The 21,424-nt window shown below is 45.4% G+C and carries 17 protein-coding genes; 13 read left to right on the top strand and 4 right to left on the bottom strand.

Features of this window, described 5'->3' with window-relative positions; translation table 11 throughout:
* From NG795_RS13845 to NG795_RS13820, 6 genes are all read left to right on the top strand, one after another.
* Nucleotides 1–1,398 carry a DNA phosphorothioation system restriction enzyme gene (locus NG795_RS13845; protein ID WP_367289255.1) on the top strand — a complete coding sequence of 466 codons (1,398 nt, stop codon included), beginning with the start codon at nt 1–3 and terminating at the stop codon, nt 1,396–1,398.
* Between the two features lie 69 nt (nt 1,399–1,467).
* Nucleotides 1,468–1,761, top strand: a complete 294-nt coding sequence (locus tag NG795_RS13840) for a hypothetical protein (RefSeq protein ID WP_367289254.1) — start codon at nt 1,468–1,470, stop codon at nt 1,759–1,761.
* Nucleotides 1,758–3,830, top strand: a complete 2,073-nt coding sequence (locus NG795_RS13835) for an AAA family ATPase (RefSeq protein ID WP_367289253.1) — start codon at nt 1,758–1,760, stop codon at nt 3,828–3,830. Before NG795_RS13840 ends, NG795_RS13835 begins: the two co-directional genes overlap by 4 nt.
* A 265-nt stretch (nt 3,831–4,095) precedes the next feature.
* Nucleotides 4,096–5,019, top strand: a complete 924-nt coding sequence (locus NG795_RS13830) for a hypothetical protein (protein ID WP_367289252.1) — start codon at nt 4,096–4,098, stop codon at nt 5,017–5,019.
* 257 nt (nt 5,020–5,276) lie between these two features.
* Nucleotides 5,277–6,230, top strand: coding sequence for a hypothetical protein (locus tag NG795_RS13825; protein WP_367289251.1), 954 nt, complete (start codon nt 5,277–5,279; stop codon nt 6,228–6,230).
* Between the two features lie 110 nt (nt 6,231–6,340).
* Nucleotides 6,341–6,811 carry a DNA phosphorothioation-associated protein 4 gene (locus NG795_RS13820; protein ID WP_367289250.1) on the top strand — a complete coding sequence of 157 codons (471 nt, stop codon included), beginning with the start codon at nt 6,341–6,343 and terminating at the stop codon, nt 6,809–6,811.
* A 137-nt stretch (nt 6,812–6,948) separates the two neighbouring features.
* Here NG795_RS13820 and aqpZ read toward each other — a convergent pair whose 3' ends face one another.
* Together aqpZ and NG795_RS13810 are read right to left on the bottom strand one after the other, a co-directional pair.
* Nucleotides 6,949–7,683, bottom strand: a complete 735-nt coding sequence (gene aqpZ, locus NG795_RS13815; protein ID WP_367289249.1) for an aquaporin Z — start codon at nt 7,681–7,683, stop codon at nt 6,949–6,951.
* 78 nt (nt 7,684–7,761) lie between these two features.
* Complete coding sequence (locus NG795_RS13810; RefSeq protein ID WP_367289248.1) at nt 7,762–9,360, bottom strand: DGQHR domain-containing protein; 1,599 nt, start codon at nt 9,358–9,360, stop codon at nt 7,762–7,764.
* 186 nt (nt 9,361–9,546) lie between these two features.
* Here NG795_RS13810 and dndB point away from each other — a divergent pair, with 186 nt between their 5' ends.
* Complete coding sequence (gene dndB, locus NG795_RS13805; RefSeq protein ID WP_367289247.1) at nt 9,547–10,701, top strand: DNA sulfur modification protein DndB; 1,155 nt, start codon at nt 9,547–9,549, stop codon at nt 10,699–10,701.
* Nucleotides 10,702–10,761: 60 nt separating this feature from the next.
* Here dndB and NG795_RS13800 read toward each other — a convergent pair whose 3' ends face one another.
* Nucleotides 10,762–11,937, bottom strand: a complete 1,176-nt coding sequence (locus tag NG795_RS13800) for a DNA sulfur modification protein DndB (protein WP_367289246.1) — start codon at nt 11,935–11,937, stop codon at nt 10,762–10,764.
* Nucleotides 11,938–12,210: 273 nt separating this feature from the next.
* On the opposite strand from NG795_RS13800, the gene dndC reads away from it, so the two are divergent.
* The 6 genes from dndC to NG795_RS13770 all read left to right on the top strand — a co-directional run bounded on the left by dndC (nt 12,211) and on the right by NG795_RS13770 (nt 20,729).
* Nucleotides 12,211–13,836 carry a DNA phosphorothioation system sulfurtransferase DndC gene (dndC, locus tag NG795_RS13795; RefSeq protein ID WP_367289245.1) on the top strand — a complete coding sequence of 542 codons (1,626 nt, stop codon included), beginning with the start codon at nt 12,211–12,213 and terminating at the stop codon, nt 13,834–13,836.
* 110 nt (nt 13,837–13,946) lie between these two features.
* A complete protein-coding gene (gene dndD / locus NG795_RS13790) occupies nt 13,947–15,929 on the top strand; it encodes a DNA sulfur modification protein DndD (protein WP_367289244.1) in 1,983 nt (660 codons plus the stop codon).
* A gap of 151 nt (nt 15,930–16,080) precedes the next feature.
* Nucleotides 16,081–16,500, top strand: a complete 420-nt coding sequence (gene dndE, locus NG795_RS13785; RefSeq protein ID WP_367289243.1) for a DNA sulfur modification protein DndE — start codon at nt 16,081–16,083, stop codon at nt 16,498–16,500.
* A gap of 58 nt (nt 16,501–16,558) precedes the next feature.
* On the top strand, nt 16,559–17,086 hold the full coding sequence (locus NG795_RS13780; protein WP_367289242.1) for a DUF1499 domain-containing protein: 528 nt from the start codon (nt 16,559–16,561) through the stop codon (nt 17,084–17,086).
* A gap of 118 nt (nt 17,087–17,204) precedes the next feature.
* Complete coding sequence (locus NG795_RS13775) at nt 17,205–20,156, top strand: DNA phosphorothioation-associated putative methyltransferase (RefSeq protein ID WP_367289241.1); 2,952 nt, start codon at nt 17,205–17,207, stop codon at nt 20,154–20,156.
* A 30-nt stretch (nt 20,157–20,186) separates the two neighbouring features.
* Complete coding sequence (locus tag NG795_RS13770; protein WP_367289240.1) at nt 20,187–20,729, top strand: Uma2 family endonuclease; 543 nt, start codon at nt 20,187–20,189, stop codon at nt 20,727–20,729.
* 95 nt (nt 20,730–20,824) lie between these two features.
* Here the strand turns inward: NG795_RS13770 and NG795_RS13765 are convergent, their stop codons facing one another.
* A complete protein-coding gene (locus NG795_RS13765) occupies nt 20,825–21,400 on the bottom strand; it encodes a hypothetical protein (RefSeq protein ID WP_367289239.1) in 576 nt (191 codons plus the stop codon).
* Nucleotides 21,401–21,424: the final 24 nt, after the last annotated feature.

The raw sequence follows: 21,424 nt of genomic DNA, 5'->3' as shown, positions 1-21,424 counted from the left end.
ATGAGTGCATCGAATTCTGCTGAAAGATCGGGACCGGGGGTTCCGACCCTGCCGCCTAATTTGACGCTGCGATCGTATCAAAAGCAGGCGATCGCCAGTTGGTTTGGCAACCAGGGACGAGGAACCCTGAAAATGGCAACGGGAAGCGGCAAAACCATCGCTGCCTTGGCGATCGCCACGGAACTCTATCAGCGCATCGGATTACAAGTATTGCTCATCCTCTGTCCCTACCGCCACCTCGTCAATCAGTGGGCGCGAGAATGTGAGATGTTCGGATTGGCCCCGATTTTAGCCTTTGAAAATGTTTCCACCTGGCAGAGTCAGCTTTCTACCCAACTCTACAACGTCAACGCCAACCTCCAACCTTTTCTCACAATTATTACCACCAATGCCACCCTGATCAGTGAGGGATTACAGTCTCAATTGCGGTACTTCCCTGCAAAAACCTTGATTATAGGAGATGAAGCACACAACCTGGGTGCACCGCGTCTCGAAGAAAGTTTACCCCGGCAAATTGGCTTACGATTAGCCCTTTCTGCCACTCCTGAACGCTATTTTGATGAGACTGGAACAGCGGGTTTACTCGACTATTTCGGCCCGGTTATTCCCCCGGAACTGACCCTTGCTGATGCAATTCGCGCAGGGGCATTAGTGCGGTATCTCTATCATCCAATTTTGGTGAATTTAACTGAGAATGAAGGCTATGCTTATTTGAAATTAACCAAGCGAATTGGGTGGATATTACGCCATCAAGAAAACATGGACCTCAATCATGAAGATTTAAGAGGATTAGTCATGCAACGGGCCCGGTTAGTAGGGTCAGCAAGTAATAAATTAACTGCGTTGCGGGAGTTAATGAAAACTCGCCTACATACCAGCCATACTTTATTTTATTGTGGCGATGGGACCGTTGAAGAGTCCGCTTCCCGAGGCAGTAATCGCCAACTGGAAGCAGTTTCTCACCTGCTGGGGTCTGAACTTGGCTATCGGGTCAATACCTATACGGCTGACACGGCGATCGAAGAACGAGAAGAACTCCGACGGCAATTTGAAAGTGGAGAATTACAAGGATTAGTGGCAATTCGCTGTTTAGATGAAGGGGTGGATATCCCCGCGATTAAAACCGCTGTTATTCTCGCCTCTAGTGGCAATCCGCGCCAGTTTATCCAACGTCGGGGCCGAATTTTGCGCCCTCATCCCAACAAGGAACGGGCGACGCTCTTTGATACCATTGTTATGCCACCAAAACTTGACCGAGAAGCATTAGAAGTTGAGCGAAATATCTTAAGAAAAGAATTGCACCGTTTCATAGAATTTGCTGATTTAGCCGACAATGCCGGAGAAGCACGAATGCAATTACTCCAACTTCAGAAATTTTACGGATTATTAAGTCTTTGACAGTTGGGGTTAATCCAGGTAAAATTGATGACAATTGGGTAAAACTTCAATCGGGGAGAAAATCACAAAATGTACGCCAGTCACCCGCCAGAATCAGATACAACCCTGGGAGTCCCCTATCCTTCCGGGACAGTTCCTGTCAAAAAACACCTCATTTTCGCAGAAAATCAGCCCACCTATCACCCCAGCAATCGACCCCATGAGGAACTGCGGGATATCGAAGAACCGATCACCGGTGCCTCCCCAGAAGTCCGCGCCATTATTGAGCGGGTTTTACAAGCAGAAAAAGATAAACTCTATATGAAAATGCCCCGAAATATTAACGATGATATCCTCAGAATTGTTAAGGAAGTAATTCAATGAAACTGATTTCTCTGACGCTTTGTAATTTCCGCCAATTTTATGGGAGAACCCCGGAAATTTTCTTATCCCGAGGGTCGCATAATACCACCATTATTCATGGTAATAATGGGTCCGGGAAAACTACGCTGATGAATGCCTTTACTTGGGTGCTTTATGAACAATTTTCCGGTGCTTTTGCCGGACCCGATCGCCTGGTGAATAAACGCGCCATTACTGAAGCAAAACCCGGTGAACCTGTTGCCTGTTGGGCGCAGTTGGTGTTTGAACATGACAGCAAACGCTATCAAGCAAAACGCCTAATTCGCGCTTACAATACTGAGACAGGAATCACTCATGGTTCCAGTGAGTTATTTATGACGATCGCTGGAGATGATGGCAGATGGTCCCCTCCTCCACCGCAACAACATCCCGATGATATTATTGGCCGTATTTTACCCGAAAGTTTACATCAATACTTCTTTTTTGATGGAGAACGCATCGAGTATATCGTCCGTTCCGAGAAAAAAGCCGAAATTGCCGAAGCAACTAAGAAATTACTGGGATTAGAAGTTTTAAATCGGGCAATTCGGCATCTCGGGGAAACCCGCAAAAACTTAGAAAATGAATTAAAAGCGATTGGCGATCCGCAAACCAAACAGTTATTAAAAGAAAAGGCAACCCGGGAGAAAGACGGCACTCGCCTTCAGAAACGACAAACGGAGATTACCAAAGAGTTAGAAGCACAAGCGCAACTCAAGAAAACTATCAGCGATCGCCTCCTGGAATTAGGCGGTGCCGAAGAATTGCAAAAGCGGCGCAAAAATTTAGAGGAACAAAATACCTCCATTCGTAACCAATTAAAACAAGCAAAAGAAGCGCTAAAACGAGCCATTTCTACCCAAGGTTATATCACTTTGCTGGGAGAATTTACCGGCGAATTTAGAACCCTAGTCAATGATTTACGCAACCGAGGGGAATTACCGGCAGGGATTAAACAACCCTTTGTCCAACAATTGCTCGATCGCCAACGCTGTATCTGTGGTGCCGAACTCAGCGAAGGCAATCCTGCCAGACAATTGGTGCGATCGTGGATGGACAAAGCAGGCATGGCAGACATTGAAGAAACCGCCATTCGCATGAGCACCCAAGTTGAGGCGATCGACAAACAAGTACCTGATTTTTGGCAAGAAATGGACCGCCAACAGAAGGCAATAGAAGGATTTAGAACCGAACTTTCTTCCATAGAAACCCAACTCGATGAAATCAAAGACAAACTGAGAAGCTATCCCGATGAAAACATCCAAGAGTTGCAGAAACGCCTAGATGAAATCGAGCGCAAAATGAGCGAACTGGACCGAGAATCCGGGTCTAATCAAACTCAGCTAGATAGCTTGCAGGGGGCGATTGACCGATTAAATAAACAAGTTGAAAAGCAGAAAACCAACGAAGAAAAACAAGAGTTAGCCAAAAAACGAGTGTTCGCCACCCAGGATGCGATCGACCGCTTAACCGAGGTGCGATCGCGCCTTGAAAACCAATTTAGAACCCAACTCGAACAGCGAGTTCAGGAAATTTTTAGCGAAATTTCCTTTACCCCCTATCTCCCCAAACTCAGCGACAAATACGAACTCACCTTAATCGAAAATACCAGCGGATTTGAAGTCCCCGTTGCCGCTTCCACCGGCGAAAATCAAATCCTCAGTTTATCCTTCATTGGCGGTATTATCGATGGCGTTCGCGAGTGGAGTAAAAAGAACACCTTGATGGGACCGGATAGCAGTACCTTTCCCATCGTCATGGACTCCCCCTTTGGCAGTTTAGACGAAATTTATCGCCGCCAAATTGCTAAAATCCTCCCACAACTTGCCAATCAACTCGTTGTTTTAGTCACCAAAACCCAATGGCGGGGAGAAGTCGCCCAAGAAATGAAACCTTATATCGGCAAAGAATATGTCCTCGTGTACAACTCTCCCAAACCCGATTGTGAAGAAGACTGGATCGAGTTAAAAGGAATGCGCTACCCATTAGTTAAGTTCAGTCCCAATGAATTTGAATATACCGAAGTCGTGGAGGTAGACGAGGCATTTTAAAAGAAGTGGGGGACGAGAAACCGGGTTTCTAGCAAAAGTTGCTGCAATTTAGCATAAACTTGGTTAAGAAACCCGGTTTCTAACCTTACCCTAGGACCAGAAACCGGGTTTCTCGCCAAAGTTGTGCAATTTAGCATAAACTTTATTAAGAAACCCGGTTTCTAACCTTACCCTAGGACCAGAAACCGGGTTTCTAGCAAAAGTTGCTGCAATTTAGGATAAACTTTATTAAGAAACCCGGTTTCTAACCTTAAACAAATGACAAATGACCCGATTTATTCATGACCAATTTGCCAAAGATTACTTAGAAGAATTGCTGTCCCCCTACGGAGAAGTCAAACCCTCCCGACGAGTTGCGGGAGAAGTTCGAGAAATCGATGTTTGGTTTGCACCCTCCCCGGAAGCGGATGCCAATCTTGCGGGATTAGGATTATTAGGACGATTAGCAGGGACCCCAGCAATCTTTGAACCCTTTCGTAACCCCGCTAACACCGACGACATTTGTAATTGTCTCTTAAAATTGCTAGAAGTTCGGGGAGATTACCAACGAGAAGCGAACCGGAATAATACGCGGGTTCAAGAGTCAGACTTACCCAGATTATGGATACTCACCCCCACCGCCTCGGCCAACCTTTTAAATGGATTTCGAGCTATCATAGAACCAAATTGGTTGCCTGGGGTGTACTTAATGGGGGACTCCCTCAGAACGGCGATCGTCGTGATTCACCAACTACCGCGCACCTCAGAAACCCTATGGTTGAGACTTCTGGGACGGGGAACAGTCCAAAAACGAGCGATCGACGAACTCGAAGCACTTCCACAGGACAACCCTTTTCGGGCAGTTGCCTTAGAAATGCTTTACAACCTGCGACAAAATTTACAAATTAATCAAAGTAATGATGCAGAAGAACGGGAGTTAATTATGCGATTAGCACCACTTTATCAACAAGACCGAGAACAGGCAATCCGCGAAGGAGAACAAATAGGAGAACAGCGAGGGATTCAGCAGGGACAGCGCCAATTGATAGAAAATTTCTTGCGGGTACGCTTTGGGGAATTAGATGAGGAACTTTCCGCGTTGATTGACCCGGTGTTGGCATTATCTCCGGAGGAATTGAGCGTCCTGATGCTGCAATTAGGAAATTTATCTCGGGAAGAATTATTAGGGAGATTTTCTGCAACTAACTAAATCTTTGATTCTGTCTCAACCCCTGAGAACCGCTAACCTAGCACATTTTTAAGAAACCCGGTTTCTAATCTGTTACCCAGGACCAGAAACCGGGTTTTTCGCCAAAGTGGTTGCTATTTACCATGAATTTTGTTAAGAAACCCGGTTTCTAATGACCCGCGATCGCACGAGAAGACGAAACAGGGACAATCCTGCTGCAACTTGACACAATTTAGGCTACAAATACGTCTTAAGACCGTGTAAAATTTGATAACTCAATGAAAGCAGCACAAGTCCTAGCAGGCGTTTTAGTCGCCTTTACCCTATCTAATGGTGCCGAATTGGTGCCACCGGGGAGAGGGACCCGCCTCCCTGAGTTGGGGGATACCTTCGAGGAAGTCGGTTGGAGTTATAACTTCAATAACCCTAAACTCCACAATCAATATCACAATCCCGGTTCGGGTCCCGTTGAAGTGATCCATGCCGGGAATGCTCCCACTAGCGTTTCTGTCAATGGCAGGTGGATCGAGGGACCGACTCGGGGACATCCGGATATTGTCGAACAAGTCAGAACCCCACCCGGAGGCATACCCGGAAGTCAATATTCCTTGCGTCTAAGAACTACAAATTCTGGCACTCCTAATATTACGGAAGGGACAATTCAGCAAGATGATTTACTGAATATTATTCCCGGAAAAACCATCGGGGATGTTCCTCTCGGTTCTGGGTTGAGTGTGGTGACGCGAATTTATTTACCTCCCCTGAATGAATGGCACGATATGGGTGGATATCATATTGGTTTTCGCGTCGGTGCCACTGGACGTAAACCGGATGGTCAATTAGCAGATTATTGGCCCGGAATTTGGATTTGGATGGACAAAGAAAGTAGTGGTCGTCGCTCTTTTCGCTGGGTGGTTCGGGCCAATAATGAAGGGGTAGATGTCAATGCTAGTGAACAAAAATTTACCAATACTGGATGGTGGACTCTTGGCATGGCATTCAATCCAGATGGTTCAATTAGTTACTATGCCAGTCCGGGGGTTGATGATTTAACTCCGAGAGATTTACTCACCTTTCGCGCCGGTTCTCAGTCTGCTGCTGCGACTTATACCCCTTATGGATTTAAGTTTGATAATTTGGACTATTTGTTCTTTTCTACGGGGAATACAGATGGTCAAAATTCCACTGAATTTATCATTGATGATGTGGGGGTTTATCGAGTCGGACCCTAAAATGATGATTTTCCCACGATGAAAATGCCCCCATCTGTGCTATCTTAACAAGATGGGGGCGTTGCTTCCTGAAACCTGTTCACTGTTCAATAAAACACAGGCCGATCGCAATGGGTGCATATCGAATTAAGGTTGCCAAAGATAAAGCAGATTTAGTCACCTCCTTAACCTCATCGGACAACAAAACCGGCGTATTTCGTCACTTTACTGATGTTCTCGTTTTTGCTGCCGCCTTGGGTGCAAAACGCAAAAAACGAGTTCCCCTCGGCGCAATTTCTAAAACCGAACCGGGTCCAATAGACATCGATACCTTTGTCACGAAAGGATATGATTTGGTGATTAAATTGCTGGCGATCGCCGAAACCAAAGACTCCAAAATTATCGCCCCCAACGACCCCGATTCTGAAGAAAAACGCGCGCATATCTTTGAAGAATATGCCAACGGCGGCCTAGAAATCCTCCGCGAAGAGTTACGGGGTGCTGTAGACTATACCGAACGAATCCTTCTCATTCTCCTCTCAGAACGCTTCAAAAAAACCACCTCAGAACCCGATGATTTTGACCTCAGTCGATTTTTGTAAATCCAGGAGTTTTGCAGTTGATATATAAAATGACCGCTTTTAAAAACTCGGTTAGGGATTAAAAAACCCGCTTTCAAAAAGCGGGTTTCCATATTTATCACACAAACACAAACACTCACAAACACTCACAAAATTAATTAGATTTTTAGCTTCATGCGCCGCAGTTTGACATCACCCACCAGTGTGGAATAGACAAGTCCAGCACAAGCGGCACCGGCCAGGGGTGCTAACAAGAATAACCAGAGTTGTGCCATCGCCCAACCCCCGACAAAGACTGCAGGTCCGATACTGCGTGCAGGATTGACTGAAAGATTAGTAACGGGAATGCCAATTAAATGAATCAGGGTCAATGCTAACCCGATCGCCACGGGTGCGAAACCTTGAGGAGCCCGGCGATCGGTTACTCCCATAATCACAAACAAAAACATGAAGGTCAAGACAAATTCAGTCACCAAAGCGGCTAACATTGAATAGCCACCGGGAGAATGTACTCCATAACCATTCGCGGCAAATCCATCCATGAGAGTAAATCCAGGTTTACCACTGGCAATCAGATAAAGAAGTCCCCCAGCAAAAATCCCCCCACCGATTTGCGCGCTGATATAAGGCACGAGATCGGTTTTTGGAAACCGTTTTCCCACCCATAAACCCAGGGAAACCGCTGGATTCAAGTGACACCCCGAAATGTGACCGATCGCGTATGCCATCGTCATCACCGTTAACCCAAATGCCAGGGACACCCCCAAGAGTCCGATTCCCAAAGCATTGTTTGAATCGGGGAAAGAGGCCGCAAGCACTGCACTGCCACATCCCCCAAAGACCAACCAAAACGTTCCAATGAACTCTGCAAGACACCGCTTAGTTATTGACATAATCTGCCCTTATTCCTGAATTAAGCAGAAATTATATCACGCCTCCCCAGGGACAGTGGTAGCTTAGGGAACAATTCTTTACAAAACCTCCGGCAAACCCACCTCCTTCGGTTTCACAAATTTTCCCTCAAAACTGACTGCTTTCCCTTCAAAAGTACGCGCATCCGCTAACGCTTTGCGAAGATTGGCGCGTTCATAATCATCCTCAATTCCCCCTAAAATATAAACTAACAATTTCGCCGCTAAATCCCGACCCGAAACTAACACCCGCCTTTTACTCGGGTCATACAACACCCCATACCAAAGGGACCGGGGATATTCCATCCCACTAAATCCCCCATCCACATCAAATTCCTGCAACTTCTCAATCAACTCTTTCAGGGAAAACCCTTTCTCAAACACTAAAATTCCCATCGCTTGCGCTAAGGCAATTTGTCCAATGGGACGAAAGAGTAAATTCCCATCGCCGTTGCCTTTTTCATGACTAAATCGGCGCATTTCTGGAGTTTCGGTTCCCGATTCAAGTTGCTGATAGCTGACTAAGCTGGATAATCCATCAAATAATGCTTCAAATTCCCGTAAACCTTCCTCTAGTTCGTCATCTTCTGGACGAATCGGAATAAATCCTTTTTTATTCGCAGGTTGCCACTGGGGAAACTTCGGGCCCAAGTAGCGTTCGGACATATCCTTAAGCGCCTGAAGGGTAGTTAAAACCGTTGATTTAGCAGCAACCGTAGCACTATCCCAATTCACCCGCGCATTCCGTTTCTTTTGTTCTTTCAATAAGGGATGAGTGACCGCAACTTTCCGCGCTATAATTGAAAATCCGTCATCTTCATTCAGGACCGCGAGTTGTCCTTTACTCAGGTTGACGGCCATCAGGTTAACATGAACGAAAATCGACCGAACCCTCCGCCTTGCTTCATCTCGTGTTTCTCCTTCCAAGACTGCGGGAATGAATTCGATGCCGATTCTTTCGGAGGCTAATTTTTGCAGATGTGCCGATTCGACTTGATATTGCTCTTTTAAATCATCGATGGTAATTGCCGCACCTACGGGTTTTTTGTTTTTGTTATAGCGTTGGAGTCGTCCGGTTTTAATCAGTTCCATTAATCCCTGGACTCCCATCAGTCGATGTTGACCATCTAAGGCAAAAATTGCAATTTTTTCAGACAGTTCTAAGAGTCCGATGGTGTTGTCTTTGTCTAAGGAAATGAAGTCACAACTAGATTGACGCGATCGCCCAGTTTTATCCCACTCTGGCGCATCGGGATTATCCACCCACGCCGGACTTTGTACGACCAACAATGCCGGAAATTTATGGTTTTTTCGTGCCACTAAATACAGGGTCAAAGCTGCTTGGCGGGACCAATCTAGGGGACGTTGTAGCAGTTCGTCAATGGTTTCCCGGTCCCGGACAACATTATCGGTTTGGGGGTCATACTTTTTCTGAAAGAGTGGCAGTTGGGAGGCGAAACGAACCCGACTGCTTAACCATTCTAAGGTGACGGATCCAATAAATGCCTCGGTATTCCCCATCTGGGTTTTCTGAACCAGGAGGCGATCGCTACGGGAGAGATGGCGATCCAGCAATAACGCCAACGCTTCGCGATCGCTGTTTTCCTGTTCCAGGATTTTATTGGCAAGGTCCGTTGCTGGTTTCCGGGGAGGGTTCATGAGGACGTTCACATCGATAGGCACATCCTTAAACATAGCAGGAAACTTCCCAGACTGACCCACCCTTTCTCAAACCCTTTCCCCGTAAGGGTTTTAACTATTTTGCTAAAAAGCTGGTTTTTAAAAACTTTTTGTGCTTTACTAAAACAAAGGGATTAAATCCGGTTTGCTTATAACATATTAATCTTGATTCGTCAAGAGCAGTCTAAAATAAAAGGGGGAGTTGCCAGTGGGATACCATCTACCGCACATACCGGGAGGGCGATCGTGCTAAATACCGCGTTTGAATATGTTTTACCTGTCGTTCGGGGAATACAGGCGGGACGGGAATACTATGTGTCCATGTGTCCCCTGCGACTCCTGCCGAAACTGTTCCCCCTGGAACAGGTGGAAACGCCGCCAGAAAGTCGGGGGAGGCGATCGCTGAATCGGACAAGGGTGCCGCAAATTACCCAATATATTTTGGATAATCCCCGCAGTTATACTATCTCGGCGATTACCGCCTCTATTGATGCGGATATCACCTTTGAACCCCTGGGAACCGAAGCGGAAGGGCGAAAAATCGGACGCTTGCGAGTGCCGATGGATGCGCGATTTACCATCAATGACGGTCAACATCGGCGGGTGGCATTTGAATCGGCATTGAAGCAGAATCCGGATTTGGGGTATGAAACGATTCCCCTGATTTTGTTTCTGGATGTGGGTTTGAAGCGATCGCAGCAAATTTTTAGTGACCTCAACCGCTACCCGGTGCGATCGGACCCTGCCTTAAACTTGCTGTATGACCATCGCGATGACAAAGCGGCATTAGGGAGAGGAGTATATCAGCAAGTGGAGGTATTCCGCACCCTGACGGAAACCGAACGCAGTCATTTAAGCACCCGGTCTGGTAAACTGTTTATACTCCCCCATATTTGTCAGGCAACCTTGACATTATTGGCAGACTGGCAAGGGGAACCCCTGGAAGCACAAATCAAACAGGCAGTCGATTACTGGAATGCAGTCAGTCGGCATATTCCAGATTGGCAACTTGTATTAGACCGCAAAGTTAGTGCCTATGAGATTCGGCGAGATTACCTGCATACTCAGGCGATCGCCTTAATCGGGTTAGGCGCAGTGGGTGCCACGTTACTCAGGACTTATCCAGACACCTGGCAAGACCATCTGGATCCCTTACGGCAAGTCGATTGGTCGCGATCGCATTTAGACTGGGAAGGGAGGGTGATTTTCAAGGGTCAACTGTCCCAAGGGTCAAATAGCGTGATGCGGATGACTGCTTATCTGAAAAAGCGCTTAAATTTGCCGTTAACGGAGGAAGAGAAGCGTTTGGAAAATCAGTAGAAGTTTTAGGAGGGAGAATTTAGGGCGATCGACTCCCTCTAAAATAGCTAAAGGCACACTTTACATCCATCCTAGATGTGTTTTTGCCCGATTTACAGCAATTCTTACAGCACTAGAAACATAAGAAATTTTGTAGGGTTTGGCTGGATTTTTAGGCTTGGGGTCAATTAACACAACATTGTCTTTCCATAAATGACTGTCTCTTGACCAATTTAGTAGAGCTATTTGTGATACTTGGCTGGATTCAAAAGACATACTATTGGGGTGGTAGGTGTAATAGAGTAATCGTCCAAGAATATCCAATCCTACACTTATTCCCAAGACACAGTTCTCTCTAAATTCAGCTACTTGTTCAATCGTCAAATCTTCAGGGTTTGTTTCAAAAATATGTCGAGTATGACTACATTCCGAAAAAAACTCATTCAGTGTATTTACTAAAGAATCTGATGCGCGATCTACATCATATCCTCTTAATTCATTATTTGGGTCGTTAGTGAAGGCACAGCTTACGGCTCTGATAATGTAATTATTGGTGTAAATCAACTTCTTTTTAAGAGCAGGAGAATTTTTGATTTTTTCCGTCTTCCCTCGAAACATGAAAACTTCATCGACAACTCGTTTAGTAATGCCGACTCGACCTTCAAATTCCCCAAAAGACAACAGCAGTGATTTATCCAGTTGCTTGGTCTGCGCCATGTCTCTAAAATCAGTCTGGCACTGGTTAAAATCCGGTTCTAAAACCAGGGTAATGGGGAAATCATTATCGCCAATTACCTCGCCAAATTCACCGATAATTAAATCTTGGATGGCACTTTTACGATGTTGTCCATCTGTAATATCTAATTTGACTCCCCGAGGAATGACTACTAAGCAAATCCCTCTCCCCAATTCAATGATCTCAATCTTGCTGGGATCGACATTTGCCGTTAGGGTTCCCAAAATCCAGGGTTTACCGTTGCTGGCACGTTTCAGAATATACTCTTTGATTTCCTCGGCATGACCCTTAACTTCTGGGCGATTTTTACCCGAATCCGGGTCGTTATCACTAGAGGGTTTTGCTTGGAGAAGCGTCGGCAAATCATCGGCAGGGACATTGATTTGCACCATCTGGCGCTTCCCTTGGCGGAAAATCAGACCGGGATAACACTTTTCGCGATGATGTTTTGCGAAATAGGGCTCAAGGAACGGATCCAGGCGAGGGGAAGTTTCTGTCTCGGGTAAGTGGTTGTCCATCATATAAAATCGTAAGAGTAGGGAGAACTGACATCCGATAAGGAATTGAACACCGATCCACCCGAGTTGGTAACCTCGATTCAGGAGGGGACATCTCGGATAGATTAATACAAGTCTATTCACTCATTATAAAAGTAACTAGAGGGTGTAAAGCATGAATAAAATATGTAAAAAAAGTCAAAAATTGAGGATGCCCTTTTACCTCTTAAATTAAAAATGTTTTCAATTTTACCATAGATCACTAAATTTAGCAAGATAGCAAGGAGTCTTCATCAAATGTCAGAACAATCGCAAATGTCATTATTCCCACCTCGCAGTGTGGATGAATTAGTCGAGGACATAGAAAAACTAACCCAAGAAGTTCAATCTTTATATTGTTTAGATGAAGTTCCCTGGATTGTGGGATATTCAGGGGGGAAAGACAGCACGGCAACATTACAGTTAATCTGGAATGCAGTCGCTCAACTTCCAATGGAAAAGCGAACCAAAACTATTCATGTAATTACGACCGATACTCTGGTCGAAAATCCAATTGTTGCCACATGGGTTCGCAAATCGCTGGACCGGATGAAAGAAGCAGCTATGGAACAACAAATGCCATTTGAGCCAAATTTGCTTCACCCAAAAGTTAAAGATACATTCTGGGTCTGTTTAATTGGAAAAGGTTATCCAGCACCTCGTTCCCGTTTTCGATGGTGTACAGATCGTTTAAAAATTCAGCCAGCTAACAACTTCATTCGTAGCATGGTTAGGGACAATGGAGAAGTCATTCTTGTTTTAGGTATGCGGAAGGCTGAAAGCGTCAGCCGTTCGGCAACCATGCAAAAACACGAAGAAAAAAGGGTGCGCGATCGCCTAAGTCCTAGATCAAGTCTGATTAATTCTTTAGTCTATACTCCTATCGAAGACTGGCGCAATGATGAGGTATGGCTTTATTTGAATCAGTGGTCAAATCCCTGGGGACAAAGTAACAAAGATTTATTTACTATGTATCGGGGTGCAACAGCAGACAATGAATGTCCCCTCGTTGTTGATACCTCTACCCCAAGTTGTGGGGATTCTCGCTTTGGTTGCTGGGTTTGTACTCTTGTCAATCAAGATAAATCCATGCAAGCCATGATCCAAAATGATGATGAAAAAGAATGGATGATGCCATTGTTGGAAATTCGTAATGAATTAGATATTCATGAAGACCATGATAAACGAGACTTCCGTCGTATTTATGGGAAAGTTGAACTCTTTGAGCGCAACAATGAGGGGGAAATGACGGTAGTGCCTATTCCTGGACCTTACCTTAAAAAATGGCGGGAGCATTGGCTGAGAAAAGTTCTATCGGCTCAAACGGGAATCCGAAAAAATGGTCCTGAAGATATGCAGGATATCACCCTGATTACTTTAGAAGAACTCAGCGAAATTCGGAGAATTTGGCTGGAAGAGAAGCATGAATTTGACGATAGCTTGCCTAAGATTTATGAAGAAGTAACCGGGGAAGTGTTTGAGGACCCTCGTCCTGGCGCTGGGAATCAGTTGTGGGGAAGTGATGAGTGGGAGGTTTTGCATGAAATCTGCAACCCGGATACGATGCACTTGGAATTGATGTCTAAATTGATTGGGACGGAGTATCAGTATCATACAAAATCCCGACGGACGGGGGTGTATGATGCGTTAGAGAAATGCTTTGAAAGTAGTTCGCGATCGCAGGCAGAAGCAATTGAAAATGCTCATTACAAGCGGGACTTAAAAACTGCTGCTAAGGAAGGGGATGTTTATGCGATTAAACAGCTTAAAAATCGGGATATGAAACCCTTGGGGACTGATGAGGATGTTGCTGGGGTTAAACAGTTAAGTTGGGGGACGATGAAATATCCAACTCTCGATGCTGATGATGATGTAGAGGATTAATTGAAGAGACCCCCCCTAACCCCCCCTTGCTAAGGGGGGGGATTGGAATTCTGCCTAGTAGGGGGGATTGGAATTCTGGTTACTGTTGACTTTATTACCTTGACTGTATCGTGATTTTTATTGAACTGGTTCTGCAAAACTTTGGTCCTTATATGGGACGACAAGTGATTGATTTACGTCCCCAAATTCATGGGGAGACTCGTCCGATTATCCTGTTTGGGGGGATGAATGGTGGGGGGAAAACGACCCTGATGGATGCCATTCGGTTGGCACTTTATGGTCCTCGCGCTCAATGTTCGACCCGAGGCAATTTGAATTATAGTGATTTCCTGACTCAATGTGTGACTCGGGATTCGGATCCGGTGGAAAAAACTCGGATTGAGTTGGTGTTTGAGCATTTTGAAAATGATGCGGCGGTGGAGTTGCGGATTGTGCGCTATTGGGAAGCAAATCCCAAGGATGGTAAGGATACTTTAGGGATTTTGGAAGGAGATTGGCCGCGAACGGATTTGACGAATATTTGGGATGAATATATCGAGAATTTGTTGCCGTTGGGGATTTCTAATCTGTTTCTGTTTGATGGGGAACAGGTGAAGGAGTTGGCGGAACAGGAAACGCCGCCTCCGGTGGTGGTGGATGCGATTCAATCTTTATTGGGGTTGGAGTTGGCGGAACGGTTATCCATAGATTTGGATATTTTGGTCCGGCGAAAGCAGAAGAAGTTGGCGAGTGCAAAGCAGTTGGCGAGTTTGGAAGAAATTGAACAAAAGTTATCAACATCTAACGATGAATTGGATAAGGCCAAACAAGAGTTAGGGGGATTGCAAAATAAGTTAGAACAGGCGCATGAACGGCAGCGGGATGCTTGGGATAAGTTTATTTCGGAAGGGGGGAAAATTGCGGCGGAACGGACTCAACTGGAAAAGGAAAAGCGCAGTTTAGAGGGAAGTCTGGAACAGATGCGCGAGTCTTTGGGAGAATTAGCTGGGGGGAGTTTACCCCTGGTTTTAATTCAACCGTTGCTGAATGATGTGCAGGTTCAAGGGGAAAGGGAGGCGAAATCTCTTCAGGCCAAAATTGCGCGGGATGTGGTGAAGGAACGCAGCAGTCGTCTGGTAGAATATCTGGACAAATTGAAGCTGAAACCGCAGCAGTTGGATAAGGTTAAGTTCTTCCTGGAACAAGAGGATGAGGCGCTTGATAGGGAAATTGGTTCGGAAGAGGATTTCTGGTTATCAGCGGATGAAGAAACCTTGTCTTTGTTGGCGAATGTGTTGCGTCATGAACTGCCAAGTCAGGTGAAGTTGGCGGAGGAAAAGTTGCAGTCTTTGGAAGCATTGGAGATGGAAATTACCTTCAATGAACGACAACTGGCATCGGCACCTTCTCCAGAGATTTATGAACAACTGGATGCGGCATTGAAGGCCGCACAAGCGGCAGTGGTGAAAGCTCAAGCGGACTATAATAATGGTCAGCAGCGATGCGATAAGTTAGGGAAAGATATTGAGGGGTTCAAGAAGGAACTGGCGGTGTACAGTGAAAGGAGTATTGAACGCCAAAATGATGAGCATATTATTGAGTCATCGAAGAAGGTTCAGGAAACCCTGAAATTGTTTAAGGAACGGTTGACCCTGCGGAAGTTAAATAAGTTAGAGGTGGAGGTAACGGACTGTTTCCGCTATCTGTTACATAAAGTGGATTTAGTCCATCGGATTGCGATTGATAAGCAAAGTTTTGGATTGTCCCTGTACAACCCCGAGGGTCAACCTGTGCCGAAACATCGTCTTTCGGCAGGGGAAAAGCAGTTGTTGGCGATCGCCTTTTTGTGGGGATTGGCGCGAGTGTCGGGACGGCATCTACCAGTGGCGATCGATACCCCATTGGGACGGTTGGATTCTTCCCATCGGAATAATTTAATTGAACGCTATTTTCCCTCGGCATCTCATCAGGTGATTCTGCTATCTACGGATACGGAAATTAGCAAGACTGAGTATGAGCACCTTGTAGAACAGGAGGCGATCGCCAATAGCTACCTCCTCAAATATCAACCCGCAACCCGAAAAACTGTTGTAGAAAAGGGCTATTTCTGGTAAACTATAAAACTCTGGCAAATAACGGAGGGATCCCCCCAACCCCCCTTAAGAAGGGGGGCTTTAAAGAATTTTGCAAGAGGTTTATTAAATTACCCCACACCTCTATTCTTAACCCACGTCGGGTTTATCCACCTTTATTTTTACACCATCAATGGAACCACCCCTCGACCGAATTAAACTCTCTCAAACTGCAAAAGAACAACTCAGCAAACTCAAGCGTTATACTAAAATTGACCAATGGAATATTTTATGCCGTTGGGCATTTTGTAAGTCTTTGTCGGAAAATTCTACCCCATCTCCGGTTCCAATTCCGGCAGATAGTAACGTCGAAATGAGTTGGCGAGTCTTTGGGGGGGAAATGTCAGATATTTTAATTTTGGCCTTGAAACAACGCTGCCACCAAGATGGATTGGGGACGGATAAAGAGACTTTGGCAACACAGTTTCGCTTGCATCTGCATCGCGGAATTGGGTATCTGGCAGGGGACCCGAATATCAAGAAAATTGAGCATTTAATTGATGTGGCAGTGGCGAGTCAGACAACGGAGAAAGAATCAAAGGGGAAACGGTGAACCAGTAGTTGCCTTTGCCGCTAGAATGAGAAGAGCATTTTACATCAAACGGTGATTTATGTACAAGTTATCTCCTGTCAAAGTTCTCACTCTGTGTTTTTCGGTCACCTTGGCACTCTTGTGTTATTTGGGTCCAACTCCGGCGGCATTCGCTGCTGAAATTTCCCCAAATGCGATCGCCAGTCTGTTCTCCTTTTCGGGAGAACGTCCTGATAACTTAGGCGTCAGCATGGGAAAATTATCTCCTTGTCCAACTTCTCCCAATTGTGTCTCTTCTCAAGCGGAAGAAACGGATAAAAAGCATAAGATTGAACCGTTACGATATGAATCTTCGGCCAAAAGAGCATTTACTCATCTCAAGGAGATTATCGAAGAAACAGAGAATGCCAAGGTAATTAAATCTGATGCTCATTATCTGTATGCTGAGTTTACCAGTTCTTTGATGGGATATGTCGATGATGTGGAATTTTTTCTTGATCGCAAGTCCGATGTCATTCAAGTGCGATCGGCGTCGCGGTTAGGACAGTCTGATTTAGGGGTAAACCGCAAACGAATCGAAGAGATCCGCAGTAAATTTAGCGCATAATTCTCCATCGGTTTCTGCCGTGACGGGGTAGCGGCAATAAAAATTTAGACTGGCGGCAGCCGTTTTGTGGTATGAAAAAGGTGGGTCACGATCGCTGCTGAGTTACACCTCCAATCTTATGGATAAATCCAGTTTGCCGCTACCCCCAACTAAACTAGACCGTTTGGCATCGGTTCACCGCCATCTCCCCCGTCCCCTGCGTCTCGCCGGAGAAGCGGGAATTCTGACTGCTGAAACCACGTTTTTGGACTATGGGGGAGATGCCAATCACCATCCTGCGGATGTTGTTTATCTTGCCGATATCCTCAATATAATCCAGTCCCCGGAAGAACGTGAGGATGTCTTGCAGGATGCCTGGAAATTGACCGAAAATGTTTTAATTATCGCTGCCTCAGTCACCGTTTCCGAAGTCAATCGAGGAAAAATTGCTTATGGGAAAGAGGGCGTAATTCCCATAAATTCGGTTCAGACCTATTATGAACAAGTAGAACTTAAAACTGAACTAGAACGCATCTTATCCGTCGAGGCAACCCCAGCAGGATTGGGGGTTTATTTCATCTTTCGCAATCCGGCAGATGCTCAAATTTATCACTTCAATTTAGGGCGATCGCGCTCAATAATTCCTCCCCTCAACCCGGATGCTACTGCATTAATTGAACAGGAAGAAATCCTCACCCCGTTGATGGAGTTTATCGGGGACTGGGGACGGTTACCCCAGATTAAGGAGTTATCCACCGCCAAAGCAATTATCCGAGAATTTGGCAGTTTAGAACAAGCATTCCATCACATTCAAGCAGCAACCTCCGAGGAAATTTGGCAGCAAATTCAGGAAAAATGCCGTCAAGATGCCTTAATTTATCTAGCAAGTCTAATTTGGGAGAAACAGCGCGTTCCCTCCTTCTCGGAATTTTCCCCGCAAATTGCAGCTAATTTTCGCGCCTTATTTGGGAATTGGAATAACGCAAAACAAGCGGCGCAAAACTTGTTATCCCAATTAGAATCACCGGATGGAGTCGCCACCGCTTCCCAAAATAGTCCCCTCGGGAAAAAGCTACCCGGTGCATTGTATATTCATGCTTGGGCACTAGAATCTTTAGACCCAATCCTGCGTTTATACGAAGCAGTTGTCCGTCGTCATTTGGGACGAGTCGATGGCGCAACCTTAATTAAATTCAACCTTGATAAACCGATTATTTCTTATTTATTTTATCCCGAATTTGACACTGACCCACATCCGGCATTAGAGGCAAGTCTACAGATTCATTTCCCCGAAGGTCGAATTCGCTATCGAGACTATCGCCAAGCAGATAATCCTCCCGTTCTCCACCGTAAAGAAACCTTTGTCACCCCAGATTATCCGCTGTATGAACTGTTTGAAAACCTCACCCAAGCAGAAGAAAAATTAGGACTATTAAAAAAGTCTCGGGGGATTGGAACGCGCAATGGATGGTTAGAACATTTGGCCGATGCTGGGGTCGAAATTCAGGGACATACGGTGATTGTCACATCAGAACCAAAAACAACAAATAAAACCCTAAAAACCACCCCCAAAATCGAACGCCATCGCGCTGCAATTGTCAGAAATGCCATATCCCGTCCCATGCGATTAGGATTAGAAGCGGGATTTTTTACTGAAGGAACGACCTTTTTTGATTATGGATGTGGTCATGGGGGAGATATTAAACGCATTGCCGAACAAGGATTTCCGAGTAGTGGTTGGGACCCGTATTATTCTCCAGATACACCTCGGACTCCGGCAGATGTGGTAAATTTGGGTTATATCATTAATGTAATTGAAGATTTAGAAGAACGCCGACAAGCGCTGATTCAATCCTGGGAATTGACCCAAAAAGTGTTAATTGTTGCATCTTTAGTGTTAGTGGATGACCGCAATTCTGGTCAAGTTGCCTATGGAGATGGAGTAATTACGCGCCGCCATACTTTTCAGAAATATTATGAACAGGAAGAACTGAAACAGTATATCGAAACTGTGCTCCAAGTGGAAGCAATTCCTGTGGCGTTGGGGATTTATTTCGTCTTTCGGGACCAACAACTGGCACAACGGATTCAGGCGTATCGGTTCCGCAGTCGGACGACGGTGCCTAAACTGCTGAAAAGTTTTGATGAGTATCGGGAAATCCTGACGCCACTCATGGAATTTGCCAGCGATCGCGGCAGACTGCCAGTTCCCGGAGAACTCCCCCAAGAACCGCAAATTATCGCCGAATTTGGCAATTTGCGCCGCGCCTTTAAAGTGATTATGGAGTTCACTCACCCGGAAGAATGGGAGGCAATCACCGAAAAACGCCGCAAAGACCTCCTGACTTATATTGCTGTTACTAACTTGTTAAAACGAGTCCAACTGTCTCATTTACCCTTAGAAATTCAAAATGATATTAAAGCACTCTTTCCCTCCTATCGGACTGCCTGTATTATGGCAGAACAACTGGTTTTTAGTTTAAATGATATTCAATTAGTGGCAAGTAGCTGTAAAAATAGTTCCGTGGGATTGCTCAAACCTAATAGTTTCACCGTTCATGTTTCCGCCTTAGAAACCCTCGAACCCTTACTGAGAATTTATGAAGGGGTCGTGAGTCGGGCAATTGGCCGGATGGATGAGGCCACTTTAATTAAGTTTAGCCTGAAAAAGCCGAGAATATCTTATTTATTTTACCCCAATTTTGACAAAGAAACCCATCCCCGCTTACATACCCGGATGGATATTGACTTAATCGATTTGCGGGTGATTTATCGAGACTATGACAAAGATGATAATCCCCCTATTCTCCATCGCAAAGATGCCTGTGTCACTCCGGACTATCCCCAGTATGAAAAACTGGTTAAACTGACCCATCAGGAAGAAAATCGGGGATTGCTAGACCGACCCTGGGAGATTAAAACCCTTAAAAGTTGGCAAAAACGGTTAGAAGAAAATTGTGCCGAGATTCGGGGAAATACCGTATTTTGGCGCAAAGATGCTGACCCCTATCGCTTGAAAATCCTCAAAGCAGCAACAGCATTGCGATCGCGTCAGAAAAAGCAAGTTGAAACTGAACCGGATTTAAGCTAAAATTAAATAAAGCTACAGAGAGGTTAAGTTATGAGTTTAACAATTGCCGACCTGGAACAAGTCCAATTAGAACATCCCGAGTGGAACCTGGAATTAATTGATGGAGGTATTAAGGCAATGGGTCCATCCGATGATACATCTAGCGAAATTGGTGCTCAATTTACCTTTTTGCTGAAACTGTGGGTAAATCCCCGGCGATTGGGGCGAGTTTATGACTCCAGTGGTGGGTTTATCCTGCCGAATACGGACTTGCGAGCACCGGATGTATCCTTTGTTCTTGCGGACCGAATCAAGCGCAGTAATCGGGATTTTGTGCGCCTCGTTCCAGATTTGATGGTAGAGATTAAATCTAAAAGCGATCGCCTTAATCCCCTCGCCGATAAAATTAAACTATTTTTAGCATTAGGAACAACAGTCGGGATATTAGTGGACCCCGATAAAGAAACCGTAACCGTCTATCGTCCCACGGGAGAAACTACCGTTTTAAATAGCGAAAATACTTTAACAATTCCCGAATTATTCCCGGGTTGGGAAATGCCAATTGCTGATTTATGGCCGCCCGTATTTGAGTAATTAACCCGCCTGTTTTTGTAGGGCCATGAATACTTCTATAATTAGCCCGCGCAGGCGGGCTTTGTTCGTATAGCCCCACCCTTCAGGGTGCGGGTTCATTTAATACTTTTCGCCAACTCCACCCACTCCTCAATCCCCTTCTTAGTCGGCTGTCTCCCGCGAGTAAAAGTCCAAATATCCCGCTTCTGTTGGGGACCATAACTAATATGAATCGGTCGATTTTCTCCATAAAAATAAAGGGAATCAAAAGGTAATTGATGGGCCAACATCCAATCCACCAAAGCTGCACTAGATAAATCGAGAATCATAAAATCGCAGGAGGCACCCAGGCGCTTACAATAATAATGGCCCTTCTGATTCACCTCATGGGCCAAATGTTGGTCCAATTCCGGGGCCACCCGACCATTTTTTTGTCCCGTTACTGGGTCTTTTTTCTCCAGATAGCGCTTTAAATCTTTGGAACAAAATCCATAAGTCAAGCGGAACCGATCGCGTCCGAACTCGTCGATAACTGGATCGACAATGGCATCAATTAATGCCAAAATTGCCGGAATCGTTTCCTGGGGGTTCTCGGGAAAGGGATTAATCTGATCCTTGTAGGTTCTATAGGTTTGCGTACAGGTACAAAATTCTTCTAGGGTGAGGTATTTGCCAATTTTTTCTCCAGTCATCGTTGCGATCGCTCATTAATGGTA

This window comes from Laspinema palackyanum D2c (assembly GCF_025370875.1).
In the GTDB taxonomy this organism is placed as follows: domain Bacteria; phylum Cyanobacteriota; class Cyanobacteriia; order Cyanobacteriales; family Laspinemataceae; genus Laspinema; species Laspinema palackyanum.
The sequence above is the reverse complement of the archived record's forward strand: the minus strand, read 5'-3'. Positions and strand labels throughout refer to the sequence as shown.

Excerpts from the sequence above, each read along its gene's own strand:
- NG795_RS13825 (WP_367289251.1), top strand. The coding sequence starts at position 5,277 with ATGAAAGCAGCACAAGTCCTAGCAGGCGTTTTAGTCGCCTTTACCCTA.
- NG795_RS13765 (WP_367289239.1), bottom strand. The coding sequence starts at position 21,400 with ATGACTGGAGAAAAAATTGGCAAATACCTCACCCTAGAAGAATTTTGT.
- NG795_RS13845 (WP_367289255.1), top strand. The coding sequence starts at position 1 with ATGAGTGCATCGAATTCTGCTGAAAGATCGGGACCGGGGGTTCCGACC.
- NG795_RS13820 (WP_367289250.1), top strand. The coding sequence starts at position 6,341 with ATGGGTGCATATCGAATTAAGGTTGCCAAAGATAAAGCAGATTTAGTC.
- dndE (WP_367289243.1), top strand. The coding sequence starts at position 16,081 with ATGGAACCACCCCTCGACCGAATTAAACTCTCTCAAACTGCAAAAGAA.
- dndC (WP_367289245.1), top strand. The coding sequence starts at position 12,211 with ATGTCAGAACAATCGCAAATGTCATTATTCCCACCTCGCAGTGTGGAT.
- NG795_RS13800 (WP_367289246.1), bottom strand. The coding sequence starts at position 11,937 with ATGATGGACAACCACTTACCCGAGACAGAAACTTCCCCTCGCCTGGAT.
- NG795_RS13775 (WP_367289241.1), top strand. The coding sequence starts at position 17,205 with ATGGATAAATCCAGTTTGCCGCTACCCCCAACTAAACTAGACCGTTTG.
- aqpZ (WP_367289249.1), bottom strand. The coding sequence starts at position 7,683 with ATGTCAATAACTAAGCGGTGTCTTGCAGAGTTCATTGGAACGTTTTGG.
- NG795_RS13770 (WP_367289240.1), top strand. The coding sequence starts at position 20,187 with ATGAGTTTAACAATTGCCGACCTGGAACAAGTCCAATTAGAACATCCC.
- NG795_RS13840 (WP_367289254.1), top strand. The coding sequence starts at position 1,468 with ATGTACGCCAGTCACCCGCCAGAATCAGATACAACCCTGGGAGTCCCC.
- NG795_RS13835 (WP_367289253.1), top strand. The coding sequence starts at position 1,758 with ATGAAACTGATTTCTCTGACGCTTTGTAATTTCCGCCAATTTTATGGG.
- NG795_RS13780 (WP_367289242.1), top strand. The coding sequence starts at position 16,559 with ATGTACAAGTTATCTCCTGTCAAAGTTCTCACTCTGTGTTTTTCGGTC.
- NG795_RS13810 (WP_367289248.1), bottom strand. The coding sequence starts at position 9,360 with ATGAACCCTCCCCGGAAACCAGCAACGGACCTTGCCAATAAAATCCTG.
- NG795_RS13830 (WP_367289252.1), top strand. The coding sequence starts at position 4,096 with ATGACCCGATTTATTCATGACCAATTTGCCAAAGATTACTTAGAAGAA.